The sequence below is a fragment of the Oceanobacillus sp. CAU 1775 genome (assembly GCF_054482815.1).
Map to the genome: position 1 here is coordinate 128671 of NZ_JBTLRO010000005.1, position 12071 is coordinate 140741.

Annotated in this window: 15 protein-coding genes; 5 read left to right on the forward strand and 10 right to left on the reverse strand. The window is 34.6% G+C overall.

What is annotated here, in order from left to right:
- Positions 1-35: 35 nt before the first annotated feature.
- The 6 genes from ACXYMZ_RS10215 to ACXYMZ_RS10240 all read right to left on the reverse strand — a co-directional run bounded on the left by ACXYMZ_RS10215 (position 36) and on the right by ACXYMZ_RS10240 (position 5552).
- Complete coding sequence (locus ACXYMZ_RS10215) at positions 36-503, reverse strand: VanZ family protein (protein ID WP_458948300.1); 468 nt, start codon at positions 501-503, stop codon at positions 36-38.
- A gap of 22 nt (positions 504-525) precedes the next feature.
- Positions 526-669: a hypothetical protein gene (locus ACXYMZ_RS10220; protein ID WP_458948301.1), complete on the reverse strand. Its 144-nt coding sequence runs from the start codon at positions 667-669 to the stop codon at positions 526-528.
- A gap of 103 nt (positions 670-772) precedes the next feature.
- Positions 773-946 carry a DUF3951 domain-containing protein gene (locus tag ACXYMZ_RS10225; RefSeq protein ID WP_458948302.1) on the reverse strand — a complete coding sequence of 58 codons (174 nt, stop codon included), beginning with the start codon at positions 944-946 and terminating at the stop codon, positions 773-775.
- A 124-nt stretch (positions 947-1070) separates the two neighbouring features.
- The gene (locus ACXYMZ_RS10230; RefSeq protein ID WP_458948303.1) at positions 1071-3212 is read right to left on the reverse strand and encodes an RNA polymerase sigma factor; all 2142 of its coding nucleotides are present in this window, start codon (positions 3210-3212) and stop codon (positions 1071-1073) included.
- Positions 3213-3367: 155 nt separating this feature from the next.
- Complete coding sequence (locus ACXYMZ_RS10235) at positions 3368-5011, reverse strand: hypothetical protein (RefSeq protein ID WP_458948304.1); 1644 nt, start codon at positions 5009-5011, stop codon at positions 3368-3370.
- Positions 4989-5552 (reverse strand): RNA polymerase sigma factor, encoded by a 564-nt coding sequence (locus tag ACXYMZ_RS10240; RefSeq protein ID WP_458948305.1) that lies wholly within the window; start codon positions 5550-5552, stop codon positions 4989-4991. The genes ACXYMZ_RS10235 and ACXYMZ_RS10240 overlap by 23 nt, the downstream gene beginning before the upstream one ends.
- 371 nt (positions 5553-5923) lie before the next feature.
- Between ACXYMZ_RS10240 and ACXYMZ_RS10245 the strand changes: the two genes are divergently transcribed.
- The gene (locus tag ACXYMZ_RS10245) at positions 5924-7102 is read left to right on the forward strand and encodes a MalY/PatB family protein (protein WP_458948306.1); all 1179 of its coding nucleotides are present in this window, start codon (positions 5924-5926) and stop codon (positions 7100-7102) included.
- Between the two features lie 53 nt (positions 7103-7155).
- Here ACXYMZ_RS10245 and ACXYMZ_RS10250 read toward each other — a convergent pair whose 3' ends face one another.
- Together ACXYMZ_RS10250 and ACXYMZ_RS10255 are read right to left on the reverse strand one after the other, a co-directional pair.
- On the reverse strand, positions 7156-7674 hold the full coding sequence (locus tag ACXYMZ_RS10250) for a superoxide dismutase family protein (RefSeq protein ID WP_458948307.1): 519 nt from the start codon (positions 7672-7674) through the stop codon (positions 7156-7158).
- 75 nt (positions 7675-7749) lie between these two features.
- Entirely contained in the window at positions 7750-7944 is a 195-nt protein-coding gene (locus ACXYMZ_RS10255) for a hypothetical protein (protein WP_458948308.1), read from the reverse strand.
- A 125-nt stretch (positions 7945-8069) separates the two neighbouring features.
- Here ACXYMZ_RS10255 and kapB point away from each other — a divergent pair, with 125 nt between their 5' ends.
- A complete protein-coding gene (kapB, locus tag ACXYMZ_RS10260; RefSeq protein WP_458948309.1) occupies positions 8070-8459 on the forward strand; it encodes a sporulation phosphorelay system protein KapB in 390 nt (129 codons plus the stop codon).
- A gap of 55 nt (positions 8460-8514) precedes the next feature.
- Here the strand turns inward: kapB and ACXYMZ_RS10265 are convergent, their stop codons facing one another.
- Positions 8515-8778 carry a phosphocarrier protein HPr gene (locus ACXYMZ_RS10265; RefSeq protein ID WP_458948310.1) on the reverse strand — a complete coding sequence of 88 codons (264 nt, stop codon included), beginning with the start codon at positions 8776-8778 and terminating at the stop codon, positions 8515-8517.
- A gap of 219 nt (positions 8779-8997) precedes the next feature.
- Between ACXYMZ_RS10265 and deoD the strand changes: the two genes are divergently transcribed.
- The 3 genes from deoD (at position 8998) to ACXYMZ_RS10280 (ending at position 11009) form a co-directional block, all read left to right on the forward strand.
- On the forward strand, positions 8998-9702 hold the full coding sequence (gene deoD / locus ACXYMZ_RS10270) for a purine-nucleoside phosphorylase (protein WP_458948311.1): 705 nt from the start codon (positions 8998-9000) through the stop codon (positions 9700-9702).
- A gap of 130 nt (positions 9703-9832) precedes the next feature.
- A complete protein-coding gene (locus ACXYMZ_RS10275; RefSeq protein WP_458948312.1) occupies positions 9833-10426 on the forward strand; it encodes a biotin transporter BioY in 594 nt (197 codons plus the stop codon).
- A gap of 106 nt (positions 10427-10532) precedes the next feature.
- Complete coding sequence (locus tag ACXYMZ_RS10280) at positions 10533-11009, forward strand: divergent PAP2 family protein (protein ID WP_458948313.1); 477 nt, start codon at positions 10533-10535, stop codon at positions 11007-11009.
- Between the two features lie 195 nt (positions 11010-11204).
- Here the strand turns inward: ACXYMZ_RS10280 and ACXYMZ_RS10285 are convergent, their stop codons facing one another.
- Entirely contained in the window at positions 11205-11879 is a 675-nt protein-coding gene (locus tag ACXYMZ_RS10285; protein WP_458948314.1) for a 3D domain-containing protein, read from the reverse strand.
- Positions 11880-12071 lie beyond the last annotated feature (192 nt).

A 12071-nucleotide genomic window follows, 5' to 3' on the forward strand; every position in this document is an offset into this window, starting at 1 on the left:
GTTTCATTATTTTAATTAGGCGGGATAATAACACTCTATATCAATACTTTTTGCACAAGTTTTAATTTCCATATTCCATATCCAATCAAAGCTCCGCTCAAATTTAAAGTAATATCATCGATATCAAAACTACCTAATCCTGTAATCATTTGAAAACTCTCCACAAGGAGTAACAATATAAGCATGGCAATTATAAATACACTCACCTTATTTACTCTTTTAACATAGTACGGAAGGTAAACACCCATTGGTAAAAACATCAATAAATTTCCTACAAGATTTCTAATTGGTATATTAATATTTAAGCTTCCATCAAATAAAGCATTTACGTAAATGGCTATTGTTTTAAACGGAATAAAGTTGGAATTGAACTTCAGATATTGTGCAAATGGTACACCCTTTGCTATGTATAAACTTCTACTGTCAAAAAACAAGATATACATTAAGACCGTTACATAAATGATAAAACTTAAAAAAATAATTGCTTTTGCTATCATTTTCATTTTGATTTCTGATTTTCCTTTTTTATATATTTTTGTTATCTAAATACTTCTCTAATCGATACCCAATGAAAATAATAGCTGCCACTCCAGCTCCAATCATAATGCCATCTGTTAGAAAACCAAGAAATGCACCCACTATCACAAAAGTTGTGATTTGTAATTTCATCACTAGTTATCTTCCTCTCTTAATTTTCCCATGTTTCACCTTTACTGTATATATTCAACAAGAAAGGCACATCTCCTTCTTCAAGAAATGCACCCTCTTGTCTTTAATCTTTTCTATTTTCTTCTTCAACTTCTTCTTTAAACTCCGAACTACTATGGCCTGTAATATGATCAAACGGTGTATAACTATTATCAGGCGGTTTTTTTCCGGAAATCATTCGATAAACGATGATACTAACAATAAGGATCATAAAAAACGAAAAAATAACTCCCAACATTTTTATACCTCCTTGTTTATCTAGCTTTTAGAGGATCCCCTCACAGGGATGTTACAAACTCTTCTTTCCCTTTATAAGGTAACTTCAATCCACCCGAGGTTTTGCTACCAGCTAAATTAGTTCATTAATACATATCAATCATTTCTTGTGATATTACTTTCCAGCTTTCCCCATCATGATGCAGAGTTGCTGTAGCTATGATTGTATTTTCAAAATCACCGTAGTATGTATTCACAAAGGAAAACTCAACCGTATCTTCATCAATTACATTTTCAAGTAATAATTCAGCTTGCTCAAAAATTGAAAACCAATCGATACTTTCTTGCTCCTCTTCGCCAAAATATAACGATTCGTATAGAGCAGGATCCTCAACTGAAGCTTGGGAATAAGTATACAAAGAAAGTAATTCAACAGGAGACATTTCTGCTAAGATTTCTTCAGTTCCGTTATTCTCTTTCTCTATATTTCTATAGGTCACCTGTGTAGATCTAATAAACGGCCAGTTATATAATTCATGGATCTCGTCGTAACCTAATTCTGACTCGATATTGTTAAAGAAAAATTGGGCATTATGCAGCATCATCGAGCGATAAACTTCTGGTTCTTCCGATGCCTCTGTCTCATATTTCTTTAGTGCATTATTAATAACTTGCCAAAAAATTGAGTCTTCATGATTCTCCGTAAAATGCCTTAATTCCTCTATCACTTCTTCTTTTACATCATTATTCCTAGATCTAAACCCACCATGAATATATTCATTTAAATAATTAGAAGTTGCATGAATGGCTCCTGTATAATAACTAAATAATTCACGGTATTCTGGGTAACTTCGGTAAATATCTTCCATTTCTAATAATATATCGTCATATTCTTGCCAAGGAATATCATTTGAATCATGTATATAAACATATTGATGTACATACATCTTTTCAGATATAAAGGTTAAAAATCTTATAATACCCTCGTCATCTTCAACATGCTCTATATTATCAACCAAATACATATAGTTATTACCTACCTCTAAGAAGTCACCATTTTTTTCGAGTTTGTATCCATGTCTGTGTAGCATGTTCAGAAACTCTACAATCTCTAGAGGACCATTATAGTTATATTGATTTTCTAATAACTCTGCTTGTTCACTCAGACTAATTGAAGAATCATTTAAAATCCTTTGCAGGTTTTCCGAGAACGACCATGCTAGATTCGTATATTTTTGTAGAAGCATCATCCACTTTTGATATCTTTCTTCACCCTTGGTTTGTTCAAGTTCTTTCATTAACTGTTCTGGAGTTACAAAAATTTCATCAATCATTTCAATAAGCTCATCATCGGTAAAATAATGACTTTCCCTATCCCAGATTAATTGTTGAACATAGTCCACTTCGTAAAAACCCTCTAACGATTGAACCCCCAATTCCTTTCGAAATTCTTCCTTCTTGTCATTCGCATACTCTTCTATTTCGTCTAACGGTTCTTCTTCTTCGTCACTAACAGGTAAACTGGCCTGTTCACTTTTCTCAGCTTCAGGTAACGCGATCACGAAAATGATAAAGAATCCTATAACGATTCCGATAACAGGGATAAAGTTCCAACGGCGTTTCTTCTGTTTCTTTAATGGTAATTCGCTCATAATCTTATTAACACTAACGTACCCCGGGAGCAGCTTATAATTCTCTTTTAATTCGATTAATAGCACATCTAGAGATTCCGTTTGCCGTCCATTTAAACTTCCCTCTTCCTTCTCAATTCTTTCAAAGATTCCTTTCAATTTTTCAAGACCCGAATCTATTTTCAATTTTACAGATGAAAGATTACTTTTCAGGATGCTCGCAATCTCCTCGAATCGTTGGTCATGAAAGAAGTATAAGATTAGTGGCAAACGGTATTTTTCTTCTAATTCTTGAATTGCTAGATGCAATATAAAATTTTCATCGGTTTCAAAATAATAAGCTCCCGAATAATTTCTCTCTTTAGCTGTGCTTGATCTTTTCATACTTTTATTTTCTTTTTGTTTTTTACGATAAAAATTCCGATTTACATTTAACGTAATTTTATAAAGCCATGTGCTAAATTTACCTTCTTGAAATTGGTCGATATTTTGGTATACCTTATTAAAAGTTTCCTGTACCACTTCAGGTATAGACTCAGAATCAATACCAAATTGATAGGAAAACTTTTCAACAGAAGGTTTATATGTAATAACTAGATTTTCAAAAGCAGCCTTATTTTCTTGTTTTACTAGATTAATTATCTCTCTCTCATCCATCTATTTTATATTCTCTCCCATTCTCCTTCACACAAATGTACGCTCAAGCTTACTAAAAACTATATTCATTTTAACATAAATATTCAGATTACTTATATGCCAAGTATATTATTTATAAAGAAAAGAGTGCTGCAAACCGGCAGCACTCTTTAAAATTAATTAATGTTGAGAGAATTATTGTTTATATCCATCTTTTCCTGTGAAATTACATTCCATCCCTCACCATCATTATGGAGTGTAACAGTTGCAATAATTGTATTTGTAAATTGCTCAATATGCGAATTTACAAATGAAAATTCAATCGTGTTTTCTTCAATTACATTCTCGAGTAAAGTTTCAGACTGCGAGATTATTGAAGGCCAATCCATACGTTCCTGCTCACCTTCTCCAATATATAATAATTCATATAAATCTTGATCTCTTTCTTCCGCAAAAGTATACATCGAAAGTAATTCTAGAGGAGACATATCTACTAATACCTTAGGATTCTCAAAATTTTCATAGTTTCTATAGTCCATTTCTGTCGTATGGTCCATCGGCCAACTGTATACTTCGTGAAGTGAGTCATAGCTTAATTTTGAATCGATATTGTTAAAGAGAAAATAGGCATTATAGAATTGCGTATTATAATAATCTTCCATATTTGATCGATAGTCACCTGATTCATATTTTTCTAATTCTTTAGAGACAATAGGCCAAAAAGTAGAGTCTTGATGGTTTTCAGTAAAATGACGTAATTCTTCAATTAATTGTTCGCGTACTTCATCAACTGGTGCACGAAAACCACCTTGTAAATATATAGTTAAGTATTCAGAAGTAGCATGTAACGCTCCCGTATAATGACTAAATAACCCTCGATATTCTGGGTAGCTTTTATAGATATCTTCCATTTCTAATATAATATCATCATACTCATACCAAGGTGTTTCCATTGTAGGCGATGGATAACCATAGTGTCGTAAATCCATATCCTCCGATATAAACGTCAAAAACCTCAGAATCCCTTCGTCTTCTTCTTTATGCTCCACTTCTTCAACTAAATAACTATAATCAGTACTAACTTCTATATAATCTGCCATATCTGCCATCCGTTCCAAAAAGTACCCATTGCCATGAATCAACTGTAAAAGCTCTACTAATTCAATCGGCCCTGTATAGTCAAACTGATTTTCAACTAAGTCCCTCTGTTCTTGAACGTTTAATGATAATTCCCGTATAGTTGTTTCAACGTATTGGGTCAGGGACATCCCTAAATACATATAACTCTGAATAACAAGTTCCCACTGCTGGATTCTTTCTTCCCCTTCCATCTGATCCAACGCTTCAATCATCTGTTCTGGGATTATATAAATCTCATCAATCATTGCTATGAGTTCTTCATCATCAAAATGGTACATTCCTCTTTCTCTGATTAGGTGTTCCACATGTTCCACTTGTGCAAAATTTTCAACTGAATCTACGCCCAACGCTTTTCGAAATTCTTCTTTTTTCATGTCTGCATACTCTAGCATTTCATCATCTGCTTCGTCTTTTGCATCTTCATCTCCCGATTCCTCTACGGTTGCTTCAGCAGCAGTTTCATCTGCTTGCTGATTTTCGTCCATTTGTGGTAGTGCCAGAACGAAAAAGAGAAAGAATCCCGCGATGATAGCAACAAGAGGAATGATATGTAAACGACGTTTCTTCTGTTTTTTTGTTGGTAGTTCACTCATTATATTATTTGTATCGGCATATTCAGGAAGTCTGTTGTAGTTATCCTTTAATTCGCCGAGCAACTCATCCAAATGTTTGTCGTCCATTTGAATCTCCTTCCTCCTCTAACTTTATGTAGTGTTCTTTTAATTTTTCGCGGCCCCTGTGCATTCTCGTCTTTATTGATGAAAGGCTACTTTTCAGGATGCTCGCGATATCCTCATATGTCTGGTCATGAAAATAAAAAAGAATAAGTGGTAAGCGATATTTTTCTTCTAATTCTTGAATGGCTAAATGTAATAGTAGCGTGGCATCACTTTCAAAATAATAAGCACCTGACACATGCTTTTCATGCGTATTTACTGCTTTGTTCATGATCTTTTTTTCTCTCTGTTTTTTACGAAAGAAGTCACGCGTGACATTCAAGGTTATTTTGTATAGCCAGGTGGAAAACTTCCCGTCTTGAAATTGATCTAAATTCTGATAAACTTTTATGAATGTTTCTTGTACTGTATCAGAGATATATTCTGGTGCTATTCCAAATTGATAGGAAAGCTTTTCGACGTAAGGCTTATACTTCATTACAAGTTTTTCAAAGGAAGCTTTATCCTCGTTTTTTGCAAGATTAATTATCTCTCTCTCATCCATCCAATCTGCCCTCTCTCCCCTTCTCAACTATCTATATAACGAAGGTTTTATTATAAAAGTTACAATAATATTAATAAAATGTTTATTACTTTCCTAAATGGGTAATACTAAAACTGTAAGACTTTCTCGTATTCCCCCTGTAGGCAGAGCGTTTAGACGCTTTGCTTCTTTTTTTTGTGTCTTTTACCAATTCTATCTAACTGTTCTTACTTAAATCAAGTGTTTTAGAAAAATACTGAATATTTGAGGAGATATTTAACGTAAGAAACTCAATCTTTTACACAATCACAACTAATCACCAAACCACTAACGAATTTCTTAATCAATCATTGTTTGCTATAATGAAGGTAGATTGGATAGGAGGCTATTATATGGGAAACTTTGATACAGTAGTAAATCGCTTTAATACAAAATCGGTGAAATGGGACATGCTTGATGAGCTTTATCAATCAAAAGATTGTCTGCCGATGTGGGTTGCTGATATGGATTTTAAAGCGCCGAAAGAGGTAAATGATGCTCTGAAAGAAAAAGCGGATCACGGGATATATGGATACACCATTGCCGATACAAAGCTTAAGAATGCAATCATTAACTGGAACCAATCAAGAAATAACTGGACTATTAAACCAGAATGGATCACGTTTAGTAATGGAGTTGTGACTAGCTTACATATGGCTGTGCAGGCTTTTACAAAACCAAAGGACAAGGTGCTCATTCAAACACCTGTTTATCCTCCATTCTATAATGTTATCGAGGCACATGATAGAGAATTAGTTAAAAATGAACTTCAATATGAAGATGATTCGTATAAAATTAATTTTGAGGATTTTGAAGCGAAGTTAAAATCCGGAGTAAAAGCATTTATTCTTTGCTCTCCACATAATCCCGTTGGACGTTTGTGGAAAAAAGAAGAGTTAGAAGAAATCGCTAGACTCTGTATTAAATATGATGTTGTAATTATTTCTGATGAAATTCATGGAGACCTCGCTCTACCTGGACAGAACTATATTCCGATTGCATCACTTTCAGAAAAAATTGCTAACCAGACAGTTACATGTACGGCAGCTTCAAAAACATTCAACTTAGCTGGTCTTGATGCTTCTTATGTCGTGACTTCTGATGAAGAGAAACGAAAAGCTCTGGAAACTGCTTTTGAAAAGCAAGGATTTCATAATATGTTGAATACAATGGGAAATATCGCTACAGAAGCGGCGTATACGCATGGAGCAGAATGGTTGGATGAATTAAAAGAGCTCTTACAAAGTCATTATGAGTTTGTGAAAGAGACATTTGAAAAGCATGCTCCCGAAATTAAAGTCATTAAGCCAGAAGCGACTTATTTATTGTGGTTAGACTGTAGCGCACTTGGTCTAGATCCCAAAGAACTTAATGATTTCTTTGTGAAAGAAGCTCAAGTAGGACTTAACGCTGGTCTTGACTATGGTGAAGAGGCCGGACAGTTTATGCGTATGAATATTGGTTGTCCAAGAGAAACGCTTGAAGAGGCTGTAAATAGGATTGTAAGAGCTGTCTATTATATTAGAAAATAAGTTTATAAACACTAAAAAAACAAGCGTCAGCTGAACGCTTGTTTTTTTACTATTTATTCAGCACTGTTTGAAATAACTCCACATGCAATTCTCGGGCCGGAATTACCACTTGGCTGACTAAAACCGTCGTCTGCCGATTCATGAATGATTAGCGAAGTGCCTTCACCCTTTGTAATGGAGTTTTTCCCATCAAGCAATGTCGCTTCAGCAAGAATTAATTCAACATCAACCTTTCCAGAATCGTCTGCTTCAATATTAGGCAGATCACCTAAATGAGGGCCCTTAGGGTTCATCAAGCCATGTTCCATGTCTCCCGGATCGAAGTGTTCACCTGCACTTGTAAAATCAGGTGGGTCACATTTAGGATTCTCATGGACATGAATACCATGCGGTCCAGGCGGAATTCCTTCTAACTCAAGTTTTATTTGGACGCCTTCAGGATGTTCTGTAAAGGTTGCTGTTCCTAAAGAGTCACCGGCAGTATCGCGTACCTCTACTTCCATGACAGCATCGCTATCACTTTGTAAGCATGCAGATAATACAAACATTAACACAAAAAACAACTTATTCATTTGCCTTACCCCTTTATTATTCATGCCAATAGTATGTCTCACTCGAGCATTTCTAAACATGAAAAAGGGTAATTTTTATTTATTAGAATCGGAATCTTTTTCGATTTCTTGTAATTGTTCTTTGTATTGTTCAGTGAATTTTTCTTCATCTTTCTTTGAACGCTTGTACACAAAATATAAGGCAATTCCAGCAAATATCATAAAAATAATTAACATAATACCAGGAATTAGATATTCTGATTTATCTTCTGGGAAATATAAAAAAGGCATATATAACATTTTGATTCACATCCTTCTAAAAGTAAGTATATCAAAATTCTAATTTAAATTAAATAAGGACGTTTATTAGCATCTTTTATATTTATTTGGCAATATAAAGACAGGAGGTTGATAACATGGCAGAAGGAAATGTTGGAGAAATAGTGAAAGCACATGCAAGATCTGGTACATATGTAGGTAAAGTAATAGAAGACCGTGGCGATAGATATTTGATTGAGATTTTAGCTGTATTAAAGCATCCACTTCAAGGAGACTTGCATAATTTAAATAAATTAGAAGACGTCTTCTTTCATGAACGAAAAGCACTTGCTCATCATGAAAAAACGAATATTAAAAAGGCTGCCGTTCATCCTTATGATGAAAAGGTGCCTGAATATATTCCATCTTTAAAAGAATCGGTTCGAATTTATCGCGAAAAGTTAGAAAAAGAAACTTCCGCATATAATGTGCAAGCGCTACGAACGCTTAATAAACTAGAAGATGAAGTCTACCGTAAATTATATTAAATAAAAGCTGATTATTAACAAGGTTTAACCAGTTATTAATCAGCTTTCTTATCTATTAGTTCCCTAAATTTTCTTTTATTACTCTAGTAATTCCCTCTAATGCTTTGTCTTCATCGATTCCATTTACCGTTATTTCAACTTCTGCACCATTTGGAATTCCTAAGGACATCACGCCCATGATTGATTTTAAATTTACTCTTTTATCACGATAAGCAATATCAATTTCCGATTCATATTGCCCCGCTTTGTTTACTAATAATGTAGCTGGTCTTGCGTGAACACCAGTTTCAACAGTAATTGTAAACGTCTGTGATTTCATTCATTCGCATCCCTTCAAACAATTTAAAAAGAAAAGCATACACTTCATTCTCTACTTGTTCATTATAAACAATATACTACATTATTTAAACCAATTCCCCTGAAAACCGTCTTTTCTAACTAAAAACATGAATTATCTCTAAATTTGTCAATCATTTTTGATTATGATAGGTTTATCATGAGAGCGTTTTACATTGGTATTTGAAGGAGGATATTTAAAATGAGTGTACACATTGGAGCGAAAAAAGGCGATATTGCTGAGACGATTTTATTACCTGGAGATCCGTTACGTGCGAAATTTATTGCTGAAACATTTCTAGAAGATATAAAACTATTTAACGAAGTACGCGGAATGTATGGTTTTACTGGAAAATATCAAGGAAAAGAAGTTTCTGTGATGGGAACTGGGATGGGTGTACCATCAATTTCGATTTATGCAAATGAGTTAATTAATGAGTATGATGTCCAAAAATTAATACGTGTTGGTACTTGTGGTGCCATTCAAAAAGACGTAAAAGTTCGTGATGTTATTCTTGCACAAGCTGCAACAACAGATTCACAAATGAATCGTCTAATCTTCGATGGTATTGATTATGCGCCAATCGCGGATTTCGAACTTCTAAAGAAAGCTTATGATGCTGGTATTGCAAAAGGCTTGAACCTTCGTGTCGGTAATGTATTTACAAGTGATACTTTCTACCGTGACAATGCACAGGAAGTGAATAGCCTGCTTGCAAGATATAAAGTACTTGCAGTTGAAATGGAAACAACAGCGCTTTATACATTAGCTGCCAAGTACGACCGCCAAGCACTATCCGTTTTAACTGTTTCCGATCACATTATTACAGGTGAAGAAACAACTGCAGAAGAACGCCAAACAACATTTAATGAAATGATTGAAATTGCATTACAAACCGCTCTTTAATTAAATAAAAGTAGCAAACAAGGATGTAGTAATTTTAAAATTACTGCATCTTTTTCTTTGTCACCCTAAATAATATTAAGTTGACATTAAATACTTTTAATTATATTATCGAAATATAGGGGTGAGAAAAATGAGTCGTTATAAACCAATTGATTTAACATTTGGCGCTGTTTTTGTTTGTTTAATGGCAGTAGGAGCAAATATTACCGTATGGTTCCCAATGCTAGCAGTACCAATTGGTGGCACAAGTGTACCTGTATCATTACAAACGTTTTTTGCAATTATTGCTGGCTTCATGCTTGGTAAACGTCTAGGATCTTTTGCAATCATTACATATATTCTTGTTGGTACAGCTGGACTACCAATTTTCGCAGGGTTACAAGGCGGACCATTCACATTGATTAGCCCGACTGGTGGATTTTTACTTTCATTTATTTTCGTTGCATATTTCTGTGGCTGGTTTGTAGAGAAATTCGAAAAACAATCTATCAGCGTTTATACAACTGCCGCAATGATTGGACTGGGAATAAACTATACAATCGGAGTATCTTATATGTATCTTGCAATGAACACATGGTTAGAGCTTAAAATTAACTTTGTCGTAGCATGGGCAGGAATGATTCCTTTCCTCATAAAAGACACTGTACTTACATTTGTAGCGGCATTCTTTATGGTTCAATTAGCGAAACGTGTTCCAACTTCTTGGATTAAGGCGAGAGCGTAGCATTTTACCATGATATTTGTAGATTTCTTCTATATTTACGCGGGTTGCTCCTTATGTTAAACTAATAGCAGCTTTGGCATAAAGTATAGGAAGGAAGACTACTTTCATGGAAATACTATCGAACTTTCCGTTATGGGCTGCTTTTTCTGCGATTATCTTTGCCCAATTTATTAAAGTCCCAATAAAACTTATCTTTGCTAGAGAATTCTCTTTTAAAATTGCATTTAGTACTGGTGGTATGCCTAGTAGTCATTCTGCAGCCGTTACAGCACTTACAACTGCAATTGGGATTGTAGAGGGAGTTACTTCAAGTATTTTTGCACTTGCTTGTATTTTTAGTGTAATTACAATGTATGATGCTTCTGGTGTTAGAAGACAAGCTGGTGAGCACGCTGCTATTCTTAACCAACTAATGAAGGATTTCCAGACCTTCTTCGAGGAAGCAAAGGATTGGAATAAAAAAGAAGAAAAAGAACGACGTGAAGATTTAAAAGAACTACTCGGACACGAACCAATCGAAGTGTTTTTCGGTGCAATCACAGGTATCTTAGTAGCCTTTGCGATTCACGCATGGTTCTACTAAATAAAACAGTAAATATCTTAAAGAGCTTAGTTCTTAATACAACATTTAAGTTCAATATCAGCCATAAAGTAAAAATCAGAATGCCTAAATAAGCATTCTGATTTTTTGTTTACATATGAAACTATAGAATTTGAACTTTATGGATAACTTTTTGTGTGAAGAATAGTCGCTGAACGGGCGCTTGCGCCTTTGTTCTTACTGATAATCTGCTCGAAACACTTGTAATGCTTCATTTTCATTTAATTCTACAAGTACTTCTTCTGTAAGATGCCCCTTACCCATTTCAATCAAATAAACATCAAGCTGACGTTTACCCCATTCATTATAAACATCTTCTACCGTCTCATAGTAGAGATCAATCTTATTTCCTTGAATGGCACTTCCTTTATCCGCAACAACGCCATACCCGTAAGATGGAATATAAAAGATTGTACCTATCGGGTAACGATTTAAATCTGCTGCGATTGTCGAGTATAAATCACGTTTTACTTTAATCCCGGAGAAAGTTATTCCATATTGCGGGTGAGCAGCAGTCTTCCCTGTCGATTCGTATCCTGCAGTATAGCCTGTTGCAACTACATTCACTTTAGGATATTGTTCAAAATCAATTGCTTCTTCTAATGTTTCTGGAGCTTCAATACTATCACTTGAAATATATGTTGTTGGCTTTCCATGATGGTTAAGTTTTTTCTTTTGAAGCGCGACTTCACGTTCGCTTTGCCCTTCTATAGCTATTGAGGGATTGTCTAGTTGTATATGTTTTTCTGCAAGAACGCTAACCTGTGTATCATTAGTCATGAGCGTTACTGCTGCTAGGAAAATGGCAAAAGCTAAGCTAATAATTCCTAGTCTTTCATAAATTTTATACATTTTTACACCTCTTTGGACATACGTTTTGGCAATATTTCTGCCACACCTGATAAGGATGCCCACTTTTCAATGAAATATACATATTAGTTGAGGTGTAAGTGGATGTTCTAATTTCAGAGTACGAAAGCCAATGAGCAAAATTATGCTTAATAATAGAAAAAAGACTGTGCACCCATAATAGGTTACACAGTC

Coding starts and splice junctions, on each gene's coding strand:
- ACXYMZ_RS10250 (WP_458948307.1), bottom strand. CDS start 7,674: ATGAATAAGTTGTTTTTTGTGTTAATGTTTGTATTATCTGCATGCTTA.
- ACXYMZ_RS10240 (WP_458948305.1), bottom strand. CDS start 5,552: ATGGATGAGAGAGAGATAATTAATCTTGCAAAAAACGAGGATAAAGCT.
- ACXYMZ_RS10265 (WP_458948310.1), bottom strand. CDS start 8,778: ATGAAATCACAGACGTTTACAATTACTGTTGAAACTGGTGTTCACGCA.
- ACXYMZ_RS10225 (WP_458948302.1), bottom strand. CDS start 946: ATGTTGGGAGTTATTTTTTCGTTTTTTATGATCCTTATTGTTAGTATC.
- ACXYMZ_RS10285 (WP_458948314.1), bottom strand. CDS start 11,879: ATGTATAAAATTTATGAAAGACTAGGAATTATTAGCTTAGCTTTTGCC.
- ACXYMZ_RS10235 (WP_458948304.1), bottom strand. CDS start 5,011: ATGGACGACAAACATTTGGATGAGTTGCTCGGCGAATTAAAGGATAAC.
- ACXYMZ_RS10230 (WP_458948303.1), bottom strand. CDS start 3,212: ATGGATGAGAGAGAGATAATTAATCTAGTAAAACAAGAAAATAAGGCT.
- ACXYMZ_RS10245 (WP_458948306.1), top strand. CDS start 5,924: ATGGGAAACTTTGATACAGTAGTAAATCGCTTTAATACAAAATCGGTG.
- kapB (WP_458948309.1), top strand. CDS start 8,070: ATGGCAGAAGGAAATGTTGGAGAAATAGTGAAAGCACATGCAAGATCT.
- ACXYMZ_RS10275 (WP_458948312.1), top strand. CDS start 9,833: ATGAGTCGTTATAAACCAATTGATTTAACATTTGGCGCTGTTTTTGTT.
- ACXYMZ_RS10255 (WP_458948308.1), bottom strand. CDS start 7,944: ATGCCTTTTTTATATTTCCCAGAAGATAAATCAGAATATCTAATTCCT.
- ACXYMZ_RS10220 (WP_458948301.1), bottom strand. CDS start 669: ATGAAATTACAAATCACAACTTTTGTGATAGTGGGTGCATTTCTTGGT.
- ACXYMZ_RS10215 (WP_458948300.1), bottom strand. CDS start 503: ATGAAAATGATAGCAAAAGCAATTATTTTTTTAAGTTTTATCATTTAT.
- ACXYMZ_RS10280 (WP_458948313.1), top strand. CDS start 10,533: ATGGAAATACTATCGAACTTTCCGTTATGGGCTGCTTTTTCTGCGATT.
- deoD (WP_458948311.1), top strand. CDS start 8,998: ATGAGTGTACACATTGGAGCGAAAAAAGGCGATATTGCTGAGACGATT.